The sequence below is a fragment of the Nocardioides sp. Root682 genome (assembly GCF_001427795.1).
GTDB lineage: Bacteria > Actinomycetota > Actinomycetes > Propionibacteriales > Nocardioidaceae > Nocardioides.
The window spans coordinates 2,601,422-2,623,241 of sequence record NZ_LMHJ01000001.1; the positions used below are offsets into that span (position 1 = coordinate 2,601,422).

20 protein-coding genes are annotated in these 21,820 nt (G+C 70.4%); 13 read left to right on the plus strand and 7 right to left on the minus strand.

Features of this window, described 5'->3' with window-relative positions; genetic code table 11:
• Positions 1 to 23: 23 nt before the first annotated feature.
• From ASD84_RS12200 to ASD84_RS12255, 12 genes are all read left to right on the plus strand, one after another.
• The gene (locus ASD84_RS12200) at positions 24 to 707 is read left to right on the plus strand and encodes a TetR/AcrR family transcriptional regulator (RefSeq protein WP_235531069.1); all 684 of its coding nucleotides are present in this window, start codon (positions 24 to 26) and stop codon (positions 705 to 707) included.
• Positions 704 to 1,525 (plus strand): TIGR03084 family metal-binding protein, encoded by an 822-nt coding sequence (locus ASD84_RS12205; protein WP_056710380.1) that lies wholly within the window; start codon positions 704 to 706, stop codon positions 1,523 to 1,525. The genes ASD84_RS12200 and ASD84_RS12205 overlap by 4 nt, the downstream gene beginning before the upstream one ends.
• A complete protein-coding gene (locus tag ASD84_RS12210) occupies positions 1,522 to 3,255 on the plus strand; it encodes an acyclic terpene utilization AtuA family protein (RefSeq protein ID WP_056710383.1) in 1,734 nt (577 codons plus the stop codon). The genes ASD84_RS12205 and ASD84_RS12210 overlap by 4 nt, the downstream gene beginning before the upstream one ends.
• The gene (locus tag ASD84_RS12215; protein WP_056710386.1) at positions 3,252 to 4,418 is read left to right on the plus strand and encodes an acyl-CoA dehydrogenase family protein; all 1,167 of its coding nucleotides are present in this window, start codon (positions 3,252 to 3,254) and stop codon (positions 4,416 to 4,418) included. The genes ASD84_RS12210 and ASD84_RS12215 overlap by 4 nt, the downstream gene beginning before the upstream one ends.
• Positions 4,418 to 4,912, plus strand: coding sequence for an SRPBCC family protein (locus ASD84_RS12220; protein ID WP_056710387.1), 495 nt, complete (start codon positions 4,418 to 4,420; stop codon positions 4,910 to 4,912). Before ASD84_RS12215 ends, ASD84_RS12220 begins: the two co-directional genes overlap by 1 nt.
• Positions 4,909 to 6,498: an acyl-CoA carboxylase subunit beta gene (locus tag ASD84_RS12225; RefSeq protein ID WP_056710389.1), complete on the plus strand. Its 1,590-nt coding sequence runs from the start codon at positions 4,909 to 4,911 to the stop codon at positions 6,496 to 6,498. The genes ASD84_RS12220 and ASD84_RS12225 overlap by 4 nt, the downstream gene beginning before the upstream one ends.
• Before the next feature lie 11 nt (positions 6,499 to 6,509).
• Positions 6,510 to 8,498, plus strand: coding sequence for a biotin carboxylase N-terminal domain-containing protein (locus ASD84_RS12230; RefSeq protein WP_056710390.1), 1,989 nt, complete (start codon positions 6,510 to 6,512; stop codon positions 8,496 to 8,498).
• A complete protein-coding gene (locus ASD84_RS12235; protein ID WP_082573326.1) occupies positions 8,495 to 9,673 on the plus strand; it encodes an acyl-CoA dehydrogenase family protein in 1,179 nt (392 codons plus the stop codon). Before ASD84_RS12230 ends, ASD84_RS12235 begins: the two co-directional genes overlap by 4 nt.
• Positions 9,674 to 9,778: 105 nt before the next feature.
• Complete coding sequence (locus tag ASD84_RS12240; protein WP_156391803.1) at positions 9,779 to 10,171, plus strand: PLD nuclease N-terminal domain-containing protein; 393 nt, start codon at positions 9,779 to 9,781, stop codon at positions 10,169 to 10,171.
• Between the two features lie 34 nt (positions 10,172 to 10,205).
• Complete coding sequence (locus ASD84_RS12245; protein WP_056710394.1) at positions 10,206 to 11,126, plus strand: AEC family transporter; 921 nt, start codon at positions 10,206 to 10,208, stop codon at positions 11,124 to 11,126.
• A gap of 46 nt (positions 11,127 to 11,172) precedes the next feature.
• The gene (locus tag ASD84_RS12250; protein ID WP_056710396.1) at positions 11,173 to 12,291 is read left to right on the plus strand and encodes a YihY/virulence factor BrkB family protein; all 1,119 of its coding nucleotides are present in this window, start codon (positions 11,173 to 11,175) and stop codon (positions 12,289 to 12,291) included.
• A gap of 178 nt (positions 12,292 to 12,469) precedes the next feature.
• A complete protein-coding gene (locus tag ASD84_RS12255; protein ID WP_156391805.1) occupies positions 12,470 to 13,075 on the plus strand; it encodes a DUF559 domain-containing protein in 606 nt (201 codons plus the stop codon).
• Between the two features lie 72 nt (positions 13,076 to 13,147).
• Here the strand turns inward: ASD84_RS12255 and ASD84_RS12260 are convergent, their stop codons facing one another.
• Positions 13,148 to 13,933 (minus strand): tyrosine-protein phosphatase, encoded by a 786-nt coding sequence (locus ASD84_RS12260; protein WP_056710407.1) that lies wholly within the window; start codon positions 13,931 to 13,933, stop codon positions 13,148 to 13,150.
• A gap of 44 nt (positions 13,934 to 13,977) precedes the next feature.
• Here ASD84_RS12260 and ASD84_RS12265 point away from each other — a divergent pair, with 44 nt between their 5' ends.
• Positions 13,978 to 14,790 carry a dienelactone hydrolase family protein gene (locus ASD84_RS12265; protein WP_056710408.1) on the plus strand — a complete coding sequence of 271 codons (813 nt, stop codon included), beginning with the start codon at positions 13,978 to 13,980 and terminating at the stop codon, positions 14,788 to 14,790.
• Positions 14,791 to 14,848: 58 nt separating this feature from the next.
• Here ASD84_RS12265 and ASD84_RS12270 read toward each other — a convergent pair whose 3' ends face one another.
• The 6 genes from ASD84_RS12270 to sigK are packed head-to-tail and all read right to left on the minus strand — an operon-like array spanning position 14,849 to position 21,809.
• Positions 14,849 to 15,670, minus strand: coding sequence for a DUF1295 domain-containing protein (locus ASD84_RS12270; protein WP_056710410.1), 822 nt, complete (start codon positions 15,668 to 15,670; stop codon positions 14,849 to 14,851).
• Complete coding sequence (locus tag ASD84_RS12275) at positions 15,670 to 16,980, minus strand: SAM-dependent methyltransferase (protein WP_235531070.1); 1,311 nt, start codon at positions 16,978 to 16,980, stop codon at positions 15,670 to 15,672. Before ASD84_RS12275 ends, ASD84_RS12270 begins: the two co-directional genes overlap by 1 nt.
• Positions 16,980 to 18,263 carry a class I SAM-dependent methyltransferase gene (locus tag ASD84_RS12280; protein ID WP_056710411.1) on the minus strand — a complete coding sequence of 428 codons (1,284 nt, stop codon included), beginning with the start codon at positions 18,261 to 18,263 and terminating at the stop codon, positions 16,980 to 16,982. The genes ASD84_RS12275 and ASD84_RS12280 overlap by 1 nt, the downstream gene beginning before the upstream one ends.
• Entirely contained in the window at positions 18,260 to 20,419 is a 2,160-nt protein-coding gene (locus tag ASD84_RS12285) for an FAD-dependent oxidoreductase (protein ID WP_056710413.1), read from the minus strand. Before ASD84_RS12285 ends, ASD84_RS12280 begins: the two co-directional genes overlap by 4 nt.
• Positions 20,419 to 21,204 carry an anti-sigma factor domain-containing protein gene (locus ASD84_RS12290; RefSeq protein ID WP_056710416.1) on the minus strand — a complete coding sequence of 262 codons (786 nt, stop codon included), beginning with the start codon at positions 21,202 to 21,204 and terminating at the stop codon, positions 20,419 to 20,421. The genes ASD84_RS12285 and ASD84_RS12290 overlap by 1 nt, the downstream gene beginning before the upstream one ends.
• Entirely contained in the window at positions 21,201 to 21,809 is a 609-nt protein-coding gene (gene sigK / locus ASD84_RS12295; protein WP_056710418.1) for an ECF RNA polymerase sigma factor SigK, read from the minus strand. Before sigK ends, ASD84_RS12290 begins: the two co-directional genes overlap by 4 nt.
• Positions 21,810 to 21,820: the final 11 nt, after the last annotated feature.

Genomic DNA, 21,820 nt, shown 5'->3' on the forward strand with positions numbered 1-21,820 from the left:
GAGTTGGGGTCCATGCTGGCGTCGTGACGACCCCCGCCGTGACCCGTGTGCCCCAGGAGGAGCGCACGCGCGCCATGCGGCAACGGCTGCTCGAGGCCACCGTCGAGCTCCTCGTCGAGAAGGGCTTCAGCGGTACGACGACCACGCTCGTCTCCGAGCGGGCCGGTGTCAGCCGGGGTGCCCAGCTGCACCACTTCCCGACCAAGAACGACCTGGTCGTCGCGGCGGTCGCGCACCTCACCGAGATCCGCGGGCAGGAACTGGCCGCGGCCGCCGCGCAGCTGCCTCGCGGCAAGAAGCGCACCCGCGCGGTCGTCGAGATGCTGGGCGACCACTTCGCGTCGTCGGTCTTCACCGCAGCCCTCGAGCTCTGGGTCGCTGCCCGCACCGACCCGGCCCTGCTCGAGGCAGTCGGGCCGCTCGAGGAACGGGTCGGACGTGAGACGCACCGGCTGACCGTGCAGCTGCTCGACGTCGACGAATCCGTCGCCGGAGTGCGCGAGCTCATCCAGGCGACCCTCGACCTGGTCCGCGGCCTGGGCCTGGCCAACACGCTGGGTGACGACGCCCGTCGTCGCCACCGGATCCTCGACGAATGGGCGCGCACGCTCGACGAATCGCTGGGTTTCGAGGCTCGCTCCGCTCGCACCTCAACCACCGGGGACGCTCGCTCCGCTCGCACCTCAACCACCGGGAGAAGTACATGACTGTCCTGGACGGCGTGATCGCCGACCTCACCGCAGAAGGCGACCAGCTCCGCGCTGCTGTCGCCGGTCTCGACGCCGACGGGTGGAACACCTTCACTCCCGCCGAGGGCTGGACGGTCGCCACCACTGTCGGCCACCTGCTCTGGACCGACGAGGTGGCCGTGCTCGCCGCCGGTGCGTCGACCGAGGAGGGCAAGCAGGAGTGGGACGCCGTCGTGCTCAAGGCGATCGACGACCCGTACGGGTTCGTCGACAAGGGCGCGCTCGAGCTGGGCGCCCTGCCGCCGGCCGAGCTGCTGGCCCGATGGGACGCCGGTCGGGTCGCCCTGCCCGAGGCGCTGCGCGCCCAACCCGAAGGCGCGAAGATGCCGTGGTTCGGTCCGCCGATGTCGCCCACCTCGATGGCGACGGCCCGGTTCATGGAGACCTGGGCCCACTCCCTCGACGTGTACGAGGCGCTGTCCCTCGCTCCCGAGGTCACCGACCGGATCCGCCACGTCGCCCACATCGGCGTCCGCACCCGCAACTACTCGTTCGCCAACAACGCGCTCGAGGCGCCGTCCGAGGAGTTCCGGGTCGAGCTCACCGCACCGAGCGGCGAGCTGTGGGCCTGGGGCCCGGACGACGCAGCCCAGAAGGTGAGCGGCTCGGCGTACGACTTCTGCCAGTTGGTCACCCAGCGCATCCACCGTGACGACACCGACCTGGTCGCCGTCGGCGACGACGCCGAGAAGTGGCTGACCATCGCACAAGCCTTCGCCGGTCCAGCCGGCGGCGGAAGGGTCTCGACAAGCTCGACCACCGGGAGTGACGCATGAGTTCGATCCGCATCGCCAACTGCTCCGGCTTCTACGGCGACCGGCTCTCCGCGCTCCGTGAGCAGATCGAGGGCGGCGACGTCGACGTCGTCACCGGCGACTACCTCGCCGAGCTGACCATGCTGATCCTGGGCATGGACACCCTCCGCGACGCCGACCTCGGCTACGCCCGCACCTTCGTCCGCCAGGTGGAGGACACCCTCGGGCTCGCGCTCGACAAGGGCGTCAAGATCGTGAGCAACGCCGGCGGCGTCAATCCTGCCGGCCTGGCCACCAAGCTCCGTGAGGTCGCCGAGCGGCTCGGGCTGGACGCGAAGATCGCCCACGTCGAGGGCGACGACCTGCGCGCCGCGAACCTCTTCGGGGGCGCCCTGACCGCCAACGCCTACCTCGGCGCCTTCGGCATCGCCTCGGCCCTCCGCGCCGGAGCCGACGTCGTCGTCACCGGCCGGGTCACCGACGCCTCGGTCGTCGTCGGTCCCGCGATCGCCCACCACGGCTGGAAGCCCACCGACTACGACGCCCTGGCCGGCGCCGTCGTCGCGGGCCACGTCATCGAGTGCGGGACCCAGGCCACCGGCGGGAACTTCTCCGGCTTCACCGACCTGTTCCGCGCCGGTGCGCCGATGGACAAGCCGCTCGGCTTCCCCATCGCGGAGGTCGCCGCCGACGGCAGCAGTGTGATCACCAAGCACGACGGCACCGGTGGCGCGGTCACCGTCGACACCGTCACCGCGCAGCTGCTCTACGAGATCCAGTCGACCCGCTACCTCAACCCCGACGTCACCACGCGGCTCGAGTCGATCCAGCTCGCCCAGCAGGGCCCGGACCGCGTGCAGATCAGCGGTGTCACCGGCACCGCTCCCTCCGAGAAGCTCAAGGTCGCGGTCAACACGCTCGGCGGCTACCGCAACCAGGTCGAGTTCGTGCTGACCGGTCTCGACATCGAGGCCAAGGCCGAGTGGGTGCGCTCCCAGCTCGACGGCCAGTTCACCGCCGCCGAGATCGCCTGGATCCAGACCCCCGCCCGGACCGGCGACGCCGACACCGAAGAGGGCGCGTCGGTGCTGCTGCGCTGCATCGGCAAGGACCCGGAGGCCGGCCCGCTCGGCAAGCCGTTCACCGGCCCGGCGGTCGAGATCGCGCTGGCGTCGTACCCCGGCTTCACGATGACCACGCCGCCGCAGAAGCCCTCGCCGTTCGGCATCTACCGTCCCGAGTACGTCGACAGGTCGGCCGTGGAGCACACGGTGGTCCACGCCGACGGGACCCGCGAGGTGATCGCCGACCCGACCGAGTTCGTGGAGCAGGTGGCCCCCGAGGAGCTCGACCCGGCGCTCGGCCTGCGCCCGTCGCCGTACCCCGCACCGACGGACACGATGACGCGACGGATGCCGCTCGGCACCTTCGTCCACGCGCGCTCGGGCGACAAGGGCGGCAACGCCAACCTCGGCCTGTGGGTGAAGCACGACGACTCGCCGAAGTACGCCGACCGCGTGCAGTGGCTCGCCAAGATGTTCAACCCGCGCAAGGTGCGCGAGCTGGTGCCCGAGGCGAAGGACCTGGACCTCGAGGTCTACGTGCTCCCGAACCTCGGCGCGGTCAACATCGTGATCCACGGGATCCTCGGCGACGGCGTCGCCGCTTCCACCCGGTTCGACCCGCAGGCCAAGGGCCTCGGCGAGTGGGTCCGCAGCCGGATCGTCCACATCCAGGAGGGCCTCGTATGAGCACGACCGCGACCACGTTCAACCACGGCTGGACCGAGGAGCAGCTCGCCCTCAAGCAGTCGGCGATCGAGTTCACCAAGCGTGAGGTCACGCCGGTCATCGACCAGTGGGAGCGCGACGGCGAGATCCCGCGCGAGTTCCAGAAGAAGCTCGCCCACGCCGGGCTGCTCGGTGTCGGCGTCCCGGAGGAGGTCGGTGGCGACGGCGGCGACCTGCTCGACATCTGCGCGCTCCAGGAAGGCTTCATGGAGGCCGGCTGGTCCGGCGGCGCGATGGCCAGTGCGTTCACGCACGGCATCGCGATCCCGCACATCATCCAGAACGGCACGCCGGAGCTGATCGACACCTGGGTCCGGCCGGTGCTCTCCGGGGACCTCATCGGCTCGCTGGGCATCACCGAGCCCGGCACCGGGTCGGACGTCGCCGGCATCACCACGAAGGCGGTCCGGGACGGCGATCACTGGGTGATCAACGGCGCCAAGATGTTCATCACCTCCTCGGTCCGCGGTGACTTCGTGACCACCGCCTGCCGCACCGGGGCGGAGGGTGCCCACGGCATCTCCCTGATCGTCGTACCGAAGGGAACGCCCGGCTTCTCGGTCTCCCGCAAGCTGGACAAGATGGGGTGGCTGGCCTCCGACACCGGCGAGCTGACCTACGAGGACGTCCGGGTCCCGGTCGACAACCTCGTCGGCGAGGAGAACCACGGCTTCTACTACATCGCCGACCAGTTCGTCACCGAGCGGATCTGGCTCGCGCTGATGGGCTACGGCCACGCGCTGCGCTGCCTCAACCTCACCCTGCAGTACTGCAAGGACCGGGAGACCTTCGGCAAGCCGCTGGTCAAGAACCAGGTCGTGCGCGCCAAGCTCGTCGAGATGCACCGGCAGGTGGCGGTCGCCCGGAGCTACACCCTCGAGGTCGCGCGCCGGTACGTCGCCGGCGAGCAGGTCATCGCCGAGGCCTGCCTGGCCAAGCAGACGGCCGTCGACACCGCGGTCTGGGTCGCTGACCAGGCCGTCCAGCTGCACGGCGGGATGGGCTACATGCGCGAGTCCGAGGTCGAGCGGCACTACCGCGACGTCCGGCTGCTCCCCATCGGCGGTGGCGCGACCGAGGTCCTCACCGACCTGGCCGCCAAGCTGCTCGGATACGCGGACTGATGGGCCTGGTCAAGCCGCTCGGCGGCGAGGTCTCCGTCACGATGGCGGCGCCACCCGAGAAGGTGTGGGCGCTGGTCAGCGACGTGACCCGGATCGGCGAGTTCTCGCCCGAGACGTTCGAGGCCGTCTGGACGCACGGGGCCAGCGGGCCCGTCGAGGGTGCCCGGTTCAAGGGCCACGTGAAGCGCAACGGTGTCGGGCCGACGTACTGGACGCCGTGCACGGTGACCAAGGCCGTCGAGCCGAGCGCCGACGGGACCGGAGTGTTCGAGTTCGCGGTCGGCCTCGACAAGAACCCGATGAATACCTGGGGCTACCGGCTCGAGCCCGTGGGCCCGGACGGCGACCGGACCCGGGTCACCGAGTACTACCGGTTGACGCCGGCGATCTACCTGCGCGCGTACTGGCTCGTCCTGGGCCAGCTGCGCAGCAAGACCAACGAGCGCGGCATGCGCACGACTCTCGAGAGGGTGAAGACGGTGGTCGAATCATGACCGCGGGGACGGTGGAGGAGACCCGCAGGGCCTCCATGCAGGCCAAGATCGACGACCTGCACGTCGAGCAGACCAAGGCGGTCGAGGCCGGCGGCAAGTACATCGCCCGCCACCGCGAGCGCGGCAAGCTCACCGCCCGCGAGCGGATCGAGCTGCTCGTCGACGAGGGCTCGGCCTTCCTCGAGCTGATGCCGCTCGCCGGCTGGGGCAGCGACTTCGCAGTCGGTGCCTCGATGGTCACCGGCATCGGTGTGGTCGAGGGCGTCGAGTGCATGATCATCGCCAACGACCCGACGGTGAAGGGTGGCGCCCTCAACCCGTGGTCGCTGAAGAAGTCGTTCCGGGCCGCGGAGATCGCGGAGCAGAACTTCCTCCCGTCGATCAACCTCACCGAGTCCGGCGGCGCCGACCTGCCGACGCAGAAGGACATCTTCATCCCGGGCGGCCGTGGCTTCCGCAACCTGACGCGTTCGTCGGCCCGCAAGCAGCCCACCATCTCGGTGGTGTTCGGGAACTCCACCGCCGGCGGCGCGTACGTCCCCGGCATGAGCGACTACGTGATCATGGTCAAGGAGCAGGCGAAGGTGTTCCTCGCCGGCCCGCCCCTGGTCAAGATGGCCACCGGCGAGGAGTCCGACGACGAGAGCCTCGGCGGCGCCGAGATGCACTCGCGGATCTCCGGGTCCTCCGACTTCCTCGCGGTCGACGAGTACGACGCCATCCGGCTCGCGCGACGTACGGTCGCTCGCCTGAACTGGCGCAAGGGTGGCGAGGCTCCGACGACGCCGTACTCCGAGCCCGACCTCGACCCCGAGGACCTGCTCGAGCTGATCCCCACCGACCTCAAGGAACCGTTCGACCCCCGCGACGCGATCCTGCGGATCGTCGACGGCACCGACGCCACCAACGAGATCGCGTTCGACGAGTTCAAGCCGCTCTACGGCCCGTCACTGTGCGTCGGCTGGGCCCGGCTGCACGGCCGCGAGATCGGCATCATCGCCAACGCCCGTGGCGTCCTGATGAGCGAGGAGGCCCAGAAGGCCACGCAGTTCATCCAGCTGGCCAACCAGAAGGACACCCCGCTCCTGTTCCTGCACAACACGACCGGCTACATGGTCGGCAAGGAGTACGAGCAGGGCGGGATCATCAAGCACGGCGCGATGATGATCAATGCGGTCTCGAACTCCACGGTGCCGCACCTGACGGTGATCATGGGGGCGTCGTACGGCGCCGGGAACTACGGCATGAACGGCCGCGCCTACGACCCGCGCTTCCTCTTCACCTGGCCATCCGCGAAGTCCGCCGTGATGGGGCCGCAGCAGCTCGCCGGCGTGATGGAGATCGTCGCGCGCGAGTCGGCGGAGAAGAAGGGCCAGGTCTTCGACGCCGACGGCTTCGTCCCGATCAAGGAGATGGTCGAGGGGATGATCGAGGAGCAGTCGATGCCCTACTTCCTGTCCGGGATGGTCTACGACGACGGCGTCATCGACCCGCGGGACACCCGCACCGTCCTGGGCATCTGCCTGTCCGTGATCGACAACCAGCCGATCGAGGGCGCCATGAACTTCGGCGTCTTCCGGATGTGAGGGCGACTTCCATGACCACCATCACCAGACTGCTCGTCGCCAACCGCGGCGAGATCGCGCGGCGGGTGTTCCGCACCTGTCGCGACCTCGGCATCGAGACCGTCGCCGTCCACTCGGACGCCGACGCGGGCATGCCGTTCGTGCTCGACGCGGACACCGCCACGCCGCTGCCCGGCAACACGCCGGCGGAGACGTACCTGCGCGGCGACCTGATCCTGAACGCTGCCCGGGCCGCAGGCTGCGACGCCATCCACCCGGGCTACGGCTTCCTGTCGGAGAACGCCGAGTTCGCGCGCGCCGTCGCCGATGCCGGTCTGCTCTGGATCGGACCGACGCCGGACTCCATCGAGCGGATGGGCTCGAAGATCGAGTCCAAGAAGCTGATGGAGGCGGCCGGGGTTCCGGTGCTCGGGAACCTCACGGCCGACACCGCCACGGAGGCGGACCTGCCGTTGCTGGTGAAGGCCAGCGCCGGCGGTGGCGGTCGCGGCATGCGGATCGTCACCCGCCTCGAGGACCTCGCCGGTGAGATCGCCAAGGCATCCGCCGAGGCGGAGTCGGCATTCGGTGACGGCACGGTCTTCGTCGAGCCCTACGTCCAGCGGGGCCGCCACGTCGAGGTGCAGGTCGTCGGTGACGGCACGGACGCCGTCGTCTTCGGCACCCGCGACTGCTCCCTGCAGCGCCGCCACCAGAAGGTCGTGGAGGAGGCGCCGGCCCCCGGACTCTCCGACGCGACGCGTACGGCGATCCACGAGGCCGCGCGCGCCGCCGCCACCTCAGTGGGCTACATCGGTGCCGGCACGGTGGAGTTCCTGTACGACCCGGAGAAGGAGTCGTTCTACTTCCTCGAGATGAACACCCGCCTCCAGGTCGAGCACCCGGTCACCGAGGCGATCTACGGCGTGGACCTGGTCGAGCTCCAGATCGCCGTGGCAGAGGGCCGCGGCCTTCCCGAGGTCCCCGAGCCGCGCGGTCACGCCATCGAGGTCCGGTTGTACGCCGAGGACCCGGCCACGGACTACTCGCCGCAGACCGGCACCCTCCTGGACTTCGACATCGCGCACGAGGTCGAGTTCACCGGGTTCGGGTCGGCGCCGTCGGGCGTCCGGCTCGACTCCGGGTTCGGTCCCGGCGACGAGGTCGGTACCTTCTACGACGCGATGCTCGCGAAGGTGATCGCCTGGGCGCCGACGCGCGAGCAGGCGGCCCGCGTGCTGGCCCGGCGGCTCGAGACCGCGTCCATCCACGGCTTGGTGACCAACCGCGATCAACTGGTCTCCTCGTTGCGGCACCCGGCCTTTCTCGCGGGCGACCTGGCCACGTCGTTCTACGACGACCACCCGGTCCTCCTCGAGCGGGAGCAGTCCGACGACCTGGCTCCCTTCATCGGCGCCGTCGCACTGGCCGAGCACCGCAGACTGACGGCCAAGGTGCAGAGCCGGATCCCGGCCGGATTCCGCAACGTCGTCTCCCAGCCGCAGGTCACCCGCTTCCTGGTGAATGGTGACGAGGTCGCGGTCGAGTGGTTCGGAGGGCGCGAGGGCTACCGGCCCGCAGAGCAGGACGACGTCCGCCCCGTCACGGTCCTCGAGGCCGGCCCGGACCTGGTCGTCATCAACCGCGGCGGTTGGACCACCCGGCACCGGGTCCGCATCCAGGGTGATGCCGTGCTGGTGGATTCGCCGTGGCGCGGCGCCACGCTGCGGATCGTGCCCCGGTTCGTGGACCCCGCGAGCCAGGTCGCCGAGGGCTCGCTGCTCGCGCCCATGCCGGGCAGCGTCATCACCGTCAGTGCGGCGGTCGGGGACGTCGTACAGAAGGGCCAGGCCATCCTCGTGATGGAGGCCATGAAGATGCAGCACACCATCGCGGCGCCGTACGACGGCACCGTCACCGAGCTGTCGGCGAGCGCCGGCCAGCAGGTCGAGGCGGGCGCGGTTCTCGCCGTCGTCGAGGCCAACGAACCATCTGAAGCAGCCGAAGGAGCAGAGGCATGACCACAACACAGGGGTCCATGTTCAGCGAGCCCGAAGAGCGCGTCGCCCTGCGCGAGGCGGTCAAGAAGCTGGCCAGCAAGTACGGCCGGGAGTTCGTCGAGAAGCAGGCCCGCGAGGGCGGCAAGATGACCGAGATGTGGCTCGAGATGGGCCGCAACGGCTTCCTCGGCGTCAACATCCCCGAGGCGTACGGCGGCGGAGGCGGCGGCATGGCCGACCTGGCCGCGGTGCTCGAGGAGTCGGCCGCGGCCGGCGCCCCGCTGCTGATGATGGTGGTCTCGCCGGCGATCTGTGGCTCGATCATCACCCGCTGTGGCACCGAGGAGCAGAAGCAGCAGTGGCTGCCGAGCATCGCCGACGGCACCCACCTGATGGCCTTCGGCATCACCGAGGCCGACGCGGGCTCCAACTCCCACAACATCACGACCACGGCCACCCGCGACGGTGACAGCTGGGTGATCAAGGGCCAGAAGACCTTCATCTCGGGCGTCGACGAGGCCCAGTCGGTGCTGATCGTGTCGCGCACCGAGGACGCGAAGACGGGCAAGCTCAAGCCGGCCCTGTTCGTCGTACCGACCGATGCGGAGGGGTTCACCGCCCAGCCGATCCCGATGACGTGGCAGGCGCCCGAGAAGCAGTTCACGCTGTTCCTCGACGACGTCCGCGTCCCGGCCGACGCGCTCGTCGGTGACGAGGACGGCGGCCTGTGGCAGCTGTTCGCCGGCCTCAACCCCGAGCGGATCATGGGCGGCGCGTTCTCCTGCGGCATCGCCCGGTACGCGCTGGAGAAGGCCGTCGACTACGCCAAGGAACGCAGCGTCTGGAAGGACCAGCCGATCGGCGCCCACCAGGGCATCGCGCACCCGCTGGCCAAGATCAAGATCGAGCTCGAGCAGGCCCGCCTGCTCTGGCAGAAGGCCGCTGCGCTGTACGACGCCGGCGACGACTTCACGGCCGGTGAGTACGCCAACATGGCGAAGTACGCCGGCGGCGAGGTCGCGTGCAACGCGACCGACGTCGCGGTCCACACCCACGGTGGCAACGGCCTCACCCAGGAGTACGGCCTCGGCAACATGCTGATCGCCGCCCGCCTGGGCCGGATCGCCCCCGTGTCGCGGGAGATGATCCTGAACTTCGTGGCCATGCACTCCCTGGGACTGCCGAAGTCGTACTGAGCTGACGCGAGTTGGGTGGGTGAGAGTGACCCCTGGGTCACTCTCACCCACCCAACTCCGGTTTTCGGAGGACGGGGGCGGCCGCGGCGGGCGAGAATGCCGCTCATGCTGAGGTTGTTGCCGGGAGTCCTCGTCCTCGTCCTGTGGATCTACTGCCTCGTGGACGTCATCAGCGCCCGTGAGGACGGGGTACGAAACCTGGCGAAGACGTGGTGGATCGTCATCGTGTTCTTCTTCCCGCTGGCAGGGTCGATCGCCTGGCTGATCGCCGGCCGGCCGACGCCCGAGCGTCCGCTCACCCGCGAGCAGGGCGCGGCGCCGAACTTCCCGGAGTACGGCCGCCCGGGACGGTTCGCGGCCAGCGACCCCGCCGCCGACGAGGAGTTCCTCCGGAAGGTGCGCGAGCGGGCCGAGGAGCAGCGGCTCCGGTACGAGCGCGAGCGGCGCGACGCGGACAAGCCCGCTTCCGACGACGAGCGGCCGCCGGTGGCCGACTGACGCTCCACCCTGCACTCCGTGATGGGATCGCACCATGACGGGCGTGCTGGAGGGGTTCGCGACGATCGCGGTGGTCATCGCGCTCGGGGCCCTGCTGGCTCACCTCGGCATCGTCGACCTGCGCGGTGGGCGCAGCCTCTCGCTCACCTCGTTCTACGTCGCCAGCCCGGCGCTGCTCGTGACGGTGCTGGAGGACGCCGACCCCTCCCACGTGCTCTCGGGGCCCTTGGTCGCGACAGCGGCCGGCGTGGTCGTGACAGCGGGGATCCTGGTCGCGGTGGCGATCGCCCGTGGGCTCGACTCCGGCACCGCCGTGATCGGCGCCCTGTGCTCGGCGTACGTCAACGCCGGGAACCTGGGCATCCCGATCGCTGCCTACGCGCTCGGTGACGCGGCGCTCGTCGTACCCGCGCTGCTGATGCAGCTGCTGGTCCTGCAGCCGCTGGCGTTGACGGTGCTCGACGTGGTGACCAGTCCGAAGCGGCCGTCGATCGGGAAGATCCTGTCGCGCCCGGTGACCAACCCGCTCACCATCGCCTCGTTCCTCGGGCTGGTGCTGGCGACCACCGACTCCGAGCTGCCCGACGCCGTCCACGCGCCCCTGGAGCTGGTGGCCGGGATGGCGGTGCCCGCGATGTTGATCGCGTACGGCGTCGCGCTCCGACTCGGGCCGCTGCCCGGTCGCGGCGTCAGCGCCCAGGCGCTCGGCACCGTGACGTCCCTGAAGATGGTGGTGCAGCCGGTGACGGCGTACGTCGTAGGGCGGTTCCTCGTCGGTCTCGACGACGCCGAGCTGTTCGCCGTCACCCTGCTGTCGGCACTGCCCACCGCGCAGAACGTGTTCGTCATCGCGACCCGCTACGACCGCGGCATCCTGCTGGCCCGGGACGCCATCTTCGTGAGCACGATCGCGTCGGCGCCGATCGCGGTCGTGATCGCGGCACTTCTCGCCTGACGCCCAGGTGTCGGGTTGACAGGTCGTGATGCCGTAGGTTTCGGTCGTGGGAGTTGTCGGAGACCTCGATCGTGGCCAGCGCCGCCACTCGATCATCGGTTTCCCGCTCGCCGTCATCTACAAGTTCTTCGACGACCAGGGCAACTACCTCGCGGCGATCCTGACGTTCTACGCGTTCCTGTCGATCTTCCCGCTCTTGCTGCTCGGTACGTCGATCCTGGGCTTCATCCTCGAGGGCAACCCGACCCTGCAGCAGCAGGTGCTCGACTCCGCTCTCGCGCAGTTCCCGATCATCGGCGATGCCCTCGGACGGCCCGAAGGCCTGCAGGGATCGACGGGCGGCATCATCGTCGGGTCGCTCACCGCCCTCTACGGTGCGCTCGGCCTCGGACTGGCGCTGCAGAACGTGCAGGCCGCGGCGTGGGCGGTGCCGCGCAACAGCCGTCCGCACCCGGTGATGACCCGCGTCAACAGCCTGTTCATCCTGGCTGTCGCCGGCACTGCTGTCCTCTTCATCTCGATCGGGTCGGTGGTGCTCACCGAGACCGAGCTGGTCGGGGCGCTGTCCAGCCACAGCTGGTTCCACTGGGTGGTGCGCCTGCTGACCGTCCTGATCCTCGGCTTCACGATGACGGTGCTGCTGAGGATGGCCGCGGTGCGCGCGATCCACAGCAACGTGATCCGCGCGGCTCCCGGCGGCTACACGGTCGCGGTGCTGTGGCAGCTGCTGCAGTGGATCGGGACCATCTACGTCACCAATGTCATCGCCAGTACCGAAGCCAACAGCATGACGGCGACCTTCGGCGTCGTCCTCGGCCTGATGGGGCTGCTCTACATTGGCGCGATCATGGGTGTCCTGGGCATCGAGGTGAACGTCGTGCTGGCGCGCCGGCTCTGGCCGCGCGCCCTGCTCACCCCGTTCACCGACTCCGTCGACCTCACCGAGGCCGATCGTCGTGCGTACGCGATGTACGCGCAGATGCAGCGCCACAAGGGCTTCGAGACGGTCGCCGTCCGCTTCGACGGGCGCGACGGGGACTCCCACGAGATCCTGCTCGACCCGAGGACCGAGGAGATCATCAAGCAGCACATCCCCGGCTCCCCGCCCCGCCCCGAGGCGGCGGACGAGCCGACGATGCCGATCAACCTGCCGCCGTCGATCTGACGCTTGGGTGCGGGACGTCATGCGAAGTGGTCGCTCGAGCAGCCAGATCGTATGACTTCCGCAGGCTTTCCACAGGCGGGAATCGGGGCAGCTCGACGGAGCTGCGAGCTTGATCGCTTCGGGTCTGGAGCGTTTCACGGTCGACCGGATCCGGGTGTCCGTTCCACGCGGAGCGCGCGTGCGGCGTACCCGTCGGTACGACATCCGTCAGACGCGGCGGTGGGCGGCCGCCGATGCCGCCGTGTCCGGGATCCCGCGCACGCGGGTTGCGGTGGCCGCCGTACGAGCTGCGCTCTGGGCGACGAGCGACAAGCGGGCCATGCTCGTCCTGACCATGGTCGTCCAGCAGGGGCTGGCGACCGCGGCACAGCTCGGCGAGGAGGCGCTCCGGGTACGGCGTGACAAGCGGCGCACGCTCCTCCACGTCACGATCGGTGACCTGCTCGACGGCGGTCGCGCGCTCGGCGAGATCGAGGTCGCCCGTGAGCTCCGTCGGCGCGGCCTGCCTGCTCCGGAGAAGCAGGTCTTGCGCAAGGACCGCCGCGGCCGCTACTTCCTCGACCTGTACTGGCCCGGGCTCGGTGTCGTCGTCGAGATCGATGGCATCCACCACACCTGGGCCGAGAACGTCGTCGGGGATGCGCTTCGCCAGAACTCTCTTGCGCTCAACGGGGACGTCGTGCTGCGCCTGCCGCTGCTCGGCCTCCGGCTCCAGCCGGGGGACTTCTACGACCAGATCGCCGCAGCGTTGACAGCTGCTCAGCAGCGACTCGCGGCTGCCTGAGGTCCGGGGAAGTCATGCGAACTGGTCGCCCCGGCAGCCACTTCGCATGACTTCCCGCACCAAACCGACGCCTCAGTCGGCGAGGAGCAGCTCCCGCAGCCGGGCGATGACCGCGTCATCAAGCCCCAGCCCGTCGCGGAGGTACGACGACCGGTCGCCGTACATCTCATCGACGGTCGCCCAGGCGGCATCGAGGTACTCGATATCGACGATCAGGGTCGGCTCGTAGACGTCGAGCATCTCGGGGCCGCCGTGCTGGACGATCTCGGCCTCGACCCGGGCGCGGCTGGCTGCGGTGCGGGCGTTGGTGAGCAGGTAGTCGCTCTCGATCGTGGGGTCGTCGACACCGGCGACGTGGAGCAGCAGGGCGGCGACCCAGCCGGTGCGATCCTTGCCGGCGGAGCAGTGGAACAGCTGGGGGCCGCCGGTGGCGAGCTGGCGCAGCACGCCACCGAACGCCGTACGGCTGTGCTCCTCGACGACGAAGCCCCGGTAGACCTCGTCCATCAGGGCGATCGCCTCGGCGCGGGTGGCGAGGCCGGAGAGCCGCTCGATCGGGATGCCGAGGGCGTCGAAGTGCAGCGGCTCGGCGCCGGGCACGTCGGGGTCGGGGTGGAGCGCGATCTCGGTGTCCGAGCGGAGGTCGAGGATCGCGCGCAGGCCGAGGTCGGCGATCGCGGTGTGGTCCTCCTCCGCGAGGCGCAGGTCGTTCGAGCGGAAGAACACGCCCGTACGCACCTGCCGGCCGTCGCGGGTCGCGTAGCCGGGTCCGGCGACGTCGCGGAAGTTGTCGACCGAGGCCAGGCGGAGGAGCTCGCGCTCCTCGTCACCGGGCGCGGGGACGGGGCGCTCGCTCATGGAACCGACGCTACCGGGCGACAGTTCCCTCTAGAGTCCCGCCCATGACTGTCGACGCCCTGAGCGACTTCGAGCCTGGCACCTTCACCGCGGACGGGGTGACGCACCCGCTCTACCGGTCGGGCTCCGGCCCGGCCGTGATCGTGATCGCCGAGATCCCGGGCATCACCCCCAAGGTCGCGGACTTCGCGCGGCGGGTGCGCGACGAGGGCTTCTCGGTGATCATGCCCAGCCTGTTCGGCGCCCCCGGCGGGGATCCCAACGGGGGCCTGCTGGGTGCGGTCGCCATGACGACCAAGGCGCTCGGTCGCGTGTGTGTCAGCCGCGAGTTCAGCCTGCTCGCGACCGGGAGGACGTCGCCCGTGGTGACCTGGCTGCGCGCCCTCGCCGAGCACGAGCACGAGCGGTGCGGCGGTCCCGGCGTCGGCGCGGTCGGGATGTGCCTGACCGGCGGCTTCGCGCTGGCGATGGCCACCGACGAACGGCTGCTCGCCCCGGTCCTCTCGCAGCCGTCGCTCCCGATCTCGCCCAGGGGACGGCGGGGCATCGACATCTCGCCCGAGGACCTCGACGTCGTCAAGGCCCGCTGTGCCGCAGGACTCCAGGTCATGGGCCTCCGGTTCCGCAGCGACAGGCTCGTCCCGGACAGCCGATTCGCGTTCCTGCGCGAACAGCTGGGCGACGCGTTCGTGGGCGTCGAGCTCGACGATGAGGACGCCAACCCCGACGGCCTGCTGCCGCCCCACTCGGTGCTGACCGAGCACTTCATCGACGAGCCGGGCAGCCGGACCCGGCAGGCCCTCGACGACGTGCTCGCCCTGTTCCGGACGAAGCTGCAAACCCCAACTCGAGCGTGACAAACCCCCACTCGAGCGTGACAAAGCCCAACTCGCCGGTGAGAAACCCCAACTCGCGCTAACGCGGCGGGAGGGGGAAGAACGCCGAGGTGCGCGAGGCGTACTCGACGTACGCCGGGCGCTGCATCATCGTCTGCTCCAGCAGCTTCACGCCGGTGACCGAGACGAGGAACCAGGTCATCGCGACCGGCGCGACCAGCGTGGCGAGTCCGGCGATCCAGCCCGACGCGAGCCCACCGGCCAGCCACACGCCCCACCACACGCAGGCGTCGCCGAAGTAGTTCGGGTGGCGCGTGTATCGCCACAGTCCGGTGTCGAGCACGGGCCGCCGCGACTCGCGGGGAGCAGCGCGGTAGGCGGCGAGCTGGGCGTCACCGACGGACTCGAAGGCCAGACCGACCAGCCACACGACCCCGCCGACGACGACCAGCGGCCAGCACCAGACCTCGCTCACCACCCCGACGGCCACGGGCAGCGCGATGACCGGCAGCACCGCACCCTGCACCCCGAACACCTTGCGTACGGCGACGCCCATCCCCACCTCGCGGAGCGGCCCGCCGAGCACCTCGAGATATCGAGGATCCTCGCCACGATCGTGCGCACTGCTGCGGCGGTGGATGTGCCAGCTCAGCCGCAGCCCCCACACACCCACGATCGCGACGAGGAAACCGGTGCGGAGTCCCTGGCCCGCACCGGCCGCAGCGGCCACCACCGCGCACGCGACGGCGATGACGACGAATCCCAGTCCCCAGGCGACATCCACGACGACGACCCGGCCCTGGCGGCGCGCGACGAGAGCGGTCACGGTCATCACGGCCGTGGCGGCGAGGACCGCCGTAGCGATGGACAGGACCAGATCGGACAGGGCGAGGTCGGACATCACCAGCTCCGCGTCCAGGGCAGCGAGTGGTCCGCGCCGGGACGGACCAGCAGGACCTGGTCGACGCCCATCCGGCCGTCCCGGAACGCCATCGAGCCACCGACCAGATACAGCCGCCACACGCGCACCAGCTCTTCGCCGACGAGCTCGGTCAGAGCGGGGAGGTTCGCCTCGAACCGCTCCAGCCAGCCGGCGACGGTCAGCACGTAGTGCTCGCGCAGGGCGTGCACGTCACGCACCTCCAGGCCGGCCTCCTCGAGCAGGCCGACGGTCGCGCCGACGGGTCGCATGTACATGTCCGGCGCGATGAACGACTCGATGAACGGGCCCCCACCGGGCCACTTCCCGGTGCGCGACATCTGCTGCACGAGAACCCGCCCGCCCGGCCGTACGGCGTCGTGGAGCACCTTCGCGTACGTCGGGTAGTTCCGCTCGCCGACGTGCTCGCCCATCTCCAGCGACGCGACCGCGTCGTACTCCGCACCCCGAAGGGGTACGGCGTCGCGGTAGTCGCAGAGCTGGAATTCCACCCGGTCCGACAACCCACGGCGTCGCGCCGCCGCTTCGGCGAAGCGCTTCTGCTCCGCCGAGATGGTCACGCCGACGACCCGTGCTCCGAACTGTTCGGCGGCGTGCAGGGACAGCGAGCCCCAGCCGCAGCCGACGTCGAGGAGGCGCATGCCGGGCTCGAGGCCGAGCTTGCGGCAGACCAGGTCCAGCTTGGCGTTCTGTGCCTCTTCGAGTGAGGCGGTGGGCGACGGGTGGTAGCCGCTGGAGTAGGCCATCGTCTGCTCGTCGAGGATCAGCGAGTAGAACTCGGCGGTCGTGTCGTAGTGGTGGCTGATCGCCTTCCGGTCACGGCCCTTGCTGTGCAGCCGGCCCCCGAGCCGGGCCTGGGTCGCAGGAGGCGCCGGAGGACGACCGAGCAGGTCGAGGCCGATGGCGGCCCGGACCGCCCCGGCGATCGCGCGCAGGGAGGGACGACGACCCGACAGGCCGCGTTCGGCCGCGACGGCGAAGGCGTGGGTGAGGGCGGCGTCGAGGTCGCCGTGCACCTCGAGCTCGCCGGTGACGTAGGCCTGCGCCGCGCCCAGCTCGCCGGGGTGCCAGAGCAGGCGCCGCAGGGCATCGGGGGAGCGCAGCTCGACGACCGGACCCAGAGCGGGCCCGGCCGCAGAGCCGTCCCATGCGATGAGGCGCACGGGAAGATCGCCGCCGATGAACGGGCGAAGGGCTTCGGCCAGCCGGGAGGCGACGCCCCCCGGCATCGCCTCCCGCTGGGTCTCTCCGGTGGTGGTCGCGGTGGCCATCACGCCTCCTCCATCAGCCGGGCGAACGTGAGCTGGTGGTCGTCGATGTAGCCGGCGGCGAAGCCCGCACGGCAGTACTCCAGGTAGAAGTGCCACATCCGGACGAAGGTCTCGTCGAAGCCGAGATCGCTGACCTGCTGGCGGGAGGCGACGAACGCGTCGTCCCACAGCTGCAGGGTCCGGGCGTAGTGCGCGCCCATGGCGAGCGTGTCGACGACCCGCAGCCGGGTGTGCCTCTCGACGGTCTCCTCGATCGCCTGCACCGACGGCAGCGCGCCGCCGGGGAAGATGTACTTGGTGATGAAGGTGTGCGTCGAACGGGTCGCGAGCATCCGGTCGTGGGGCATCGTGATCGCCTGGATCGCGACGCGGCCACCGGGAGCCAGGACGTGGTCCAGGGTGCTGAAGTACGTCGGCCAGTACTGCCAGCCCACGGCCTCGATCATCTCGACGGACACGACGGCGTCGTACGCACCGGCGGGTTCGTCGAGCAGTGCGCGGTAGTCGCACAGGTCGACCTGCACGTCGTGGGCGTGGCCGGCGGCGGCGATCCGCTCGCGGGCGAGGGCCTGCTGCTCGACGGACAGCGTGATGGTCCGGACCAGCGCACCGCGGTCGGCTGCGCGGATCGCCAGCTCGCCCCAACCGGTGCCGATCTCCAGCAGCCGGGTGCCCTCGGTGACGCCGGCCTGGTCGAGCAGCCGGTCGATCTTGCGGTGCTGGGCGGTGACGTGGTCCTCATTGGTCGCAGCGACCGGATCGGTGAAGAGCGCGCTGGAGTAGGAGAGCGTCGGGTCGAGGAAGGCAGCGAACAGGTCGTTGGACAGGTCGTAGTGGTGCGCCACGTTGCTCTGCGTGTTCTCGCGGGTGCCGCGCTGGGTGTGCGGGATCCGGGTGACCACGAGCGAGCGCAGCTTCTGCAGGCTCGGCGGCACCAGCGACGGCAGCTCGGCCGCCAGCACGGTCAGGAAGTCCCCGAGGACGCCGTCCCCGGGTGTGCCGTCCTCGCACCACGCGCCCGTCATGTACGCCTCGCCGAACCCGATCAGCTGGTCCCGGCCCAGGCGGGCGAAGAACTCGTCCGGACGTCGTACGACGATCGCGGGACCGCCGCGGCCGAGCTGCTCGATCCGCCCGTCGCCGCGGTGGAGGTGCACCGTCACGTCGAGCCGGGACACAGCCGAACGGAACAGCCGTTGGGCGACGCGGGCCGAGAATCCCTTGCTGGGAGCGGGATTCAGGTCCGGCCAGGTCTGGATGGCGGGTGCGGCGGTGAGAGTCATCGGAGAACGCCTTCCTCGAAGGGGTGGGTCGCGGGAGCAGTCGTGGTTGATTCGTGGACAGGCCGCTTCTGGATGGGAACCCGACGGGCCCACAGGGCGATGCCGTGCACGCGGATCAGGGCGGAGCTGCGCAGCCCGGCGAGCGGCAGCAGCGGCGCGGGCCCCGGCACCCCGGTGAGTCCGGCGTCGAAGCGCGCGCCGGCGTCGGTGTGCAGGGTGATGCCCAGGCGCACCGCCCCGGTGACGGGATCGGGCGGGGGAGCGAGGACGTCGTAGTACCCGTCGGTCCCGTGGAACGGCGACACGTACATCGCCTTGTCCACGCGCCCGCGCCCCTCGGCATCGGTGTCGAGCAGGTAGGCGTGGCGGTCGCCGTAGGTGTTGTGCACCTCGACGACGGTGGCTGCGGGCCGACCGTCTCCGCGCTCATCGGCCCAGCACCAGTGGACCGAGATCGGATTGAAACAGTGTCCGAACGCACGGGGCTGACTTGCCATCAGCACGCGGCCGGCCCGCAGGTCGAGGTCGTGTCGGGCGAGGAACCGGTCCAGTCCCTCACGCACCGACACGGTGTCGCCGTCGAAGTGGTCGCGGCCCAGGAAGCGGCCACGTGCACCATCGACCCTGCCTCGTTCCGAGACCTGGTCGAGGTCGACGACGTAGAGATGGGACTTCAGCTGGAAGCTGTTCCTGAGCGGCTCGCGGCGTTTGTGGACGAGGGTCGTGTCGTACGACGTCGCGGGCGTCTCGATACGCCCGCTCTTGCCTCGCGGGATGCTCGACGAACGTGCGGCGAAAGGTCGTCGAGTGCCGATCGTGAGGGACGAACGACCGGTGTATCGAGACGCCTCCGGCCAGTCGATCCCCAGCCGCTCCACGGCCTTCAGCCCCGACCGCGCACCGTCCTCGTGGAAGCCCCACCCGTGGTAGGCACCGGCGAAGACCAGACGGTCGGAGTTGATCTCGGGGAGCCGGGCACGGGCGGCCACGGACGTCGGTGTGTAGAGCGGGTGCGCGTAGTCGCGGCGCACCAGCACGGTGGCGGGGTCCACGACGTCCTCGCCACCGAGCGTGACCAGGTAGTGCGTCTGCGTGTCGAGCCGCTGCAGGCGGGTCAGGTCGTAGGTGACCTGCACCCGGTCCTGTGCGGTCCTCGGGCGGCGGAAGTTCCACGACGCCCACGCGTCCTGCGCGCCCGGCATCACGCTGGTGTCGGTGTGCAGCAGCGCGGTGTTGTGCGTGTACGGCAGCGCCGCGAGCAGCTCGCGCTGCAGCGGCGTCGGGTCGTCGAGCATCGTGAGCGCGTGGTCCGGGTGCGTAGCGAGCACGACGGCGTCGTACTCCTCGCGACCGGCGCCGGTGGTGGTCACCTCGACCGCGTACGGCGTCTCGCGCACGGCCACGACGGGGGTGCCGGTGCGGATGTCGCCGCCGGCGGCGCGGACAGCTGCGGCGAGCCGGTCGACGTACGCCCGCGAACCGCCGGTGACGGTGCGCCAGGTGGGCGAGCCGAACACCTGCAACATGCCGTGGTGCTGGAGGAACGCGAAGAGGTACGCCGCCGGGTAGTCCCGGGCGGTGTCGGGGTCGCACGACCACACCGCGGCCACGACGGGCTCCATGAAGTGGCGGCGGAAGTACGGCGAGAACCGGCCGCGGTCGAGGAATTCGGCCAGCGTGGTCAGGTCCTCGGTCGGGCGGGACGGGTCGCTCTGGCGGGCGAGCAGCTGGCGTGCCTGGCGGTGGAAGCGCGGGATCTCGCCGAGCATCTTCAGGTAGCGCGGGTGCTTCTGGTTGCCCGCGCCGGCGGGGAACAGCCCGCGGCGTCCGAGCGCGCCCGCCCACTCCAGGCCCGTCTCCTCGTCGCTGATCGACATCGACATCTCGGAGGCCTGGGTCGGCACCCCCAGCTCGTCGAAGAGCCGGACCAGCACCGGATAGGTGTGCCGGTTGTGGACGATGAAGCCGCTGTCGATCGACAGCTCGCGGCCGGTCGGGTCGGTCACGTGGTGCGTGTCGGCGTGACCGCCGAGGCGGGTGTCCGCCTCGAGCAGGGTCACGTGGACGTCTGACGAGCGTGAGGCGACGTAGGCGGCGGTGAGTCCGGCAACGCCGGAACCCACCACGGCGAGTCGCCGTGGTCGTACCTGGTTCATCACGAATCCAGTGAGTAGAACGCGATGGGGTCGCTGGTCGGCTGCTCGGAGCCACCGTCCGGCTCCACGGTGATCCCGACTCCGGTGGCACGTGAGGCGTCACCGTCGAGCAGCACCGTGGCGTCACGGAGGTCGGGCATCAGGCGGTCCGGCTCGAGCTCACCCGCCGGTGTCTGCAACCAGAGCTGGTAGGCCTTGCCCTCGGGTGCAGGTGCCATGTCGTCGGTCAGGATGACCGCGCGTCCCTCGGAGCGGGAGACCACGACGGCAGCGTCGGCGCCGTCGGGGAAGTGCTTGTCGATCCGGATGGCGTCCTCGGCGGCCAGGACCCGCTCGGCAGCGGTGAGCTGCGTTCCGGGCTGGTCATCGGCCCACGGCTTGAGGATCGCGCCACCGACACCGGCGATGAGTACGGCGGCCGCGGCGACCAGCAACGGGACCCGGGAGAGGCCGCGTCGGCGGCTGTCGAGAGGGACCACCGGCGCGGGAGCTGCCTCCTCGACCGGGGCCGCGACAGGGCCCTCGGTGGGCAGCGGCGGGAGCGGACGGACCGCCATGATGTCGGCGAGCAGCCGGTCGCGGAGCGCGGCAGGCGGGGTGACCTCGTCGGCGCCGAGGACGGCGGCGGCTTCGCGCAGGCTGTCGACCTCGTCGCGGCAGTCCGCGCACTGGCGCAGGTGGGCTTCGAAACGGGCACGCTCGTCGGGCTCGAGGGCGTCGACGGCGTAGGCGCCGGAAAGTGCGTGCACGTCGTCTCCTCCACTCGTGGGCTTGTTGTCGGTCATCGTCCTACTCCGATGGTGTCGCGGAGGCGGATGAGGCCGTCGCGGATCCTGGTTTTTGCGGTCCCGACCGGTAGGTCGAGCAGGGCGGCCACCTCGGTGTGGGTGTAACCGCCGAAATATGCCAGCTCGATCGCTTCGCGCTGGACTTCGGTGAGGTGCGCCAGCGCCGCTCGTACCCGGCGTGCCTCCATGGAGGCCTGGGCAGCTTCGGCAGTGGTGTCGTGATCGGGGGTGTGGTTGCGCTGCTCGTAGGTCTCGTCGCGCCGGCTGGCTGCTTCGGCGCTGCGGACCCGGTCGACCGCCTTGCGGTGGGCGATGGTCATCAGCCACGCCAGCGCGCTGCCGCGTTCGGCGTCGTACCGGCTGGACTGGCGCCAGACCTCGAGGAACACCTCCTGGGTGACCTCCTCGGACTGGGCCGGGTCCCGCACCACCCGCAGCACGAGTCCGTGGACCCGTGCTGCGGTGGCGTCGTAGATCCCTGCGAACGCTTCGTTGTCTCCTCGTGATGCCCGCTTCAGCAACGAGCCGAGGTCCGAGGCGTCAGCGCCGAGCGGCGCCCCCGTGAGGGGGACGCCGATCGGGTTGTCCTGGACCGGGTCCATGAGGTGATCCT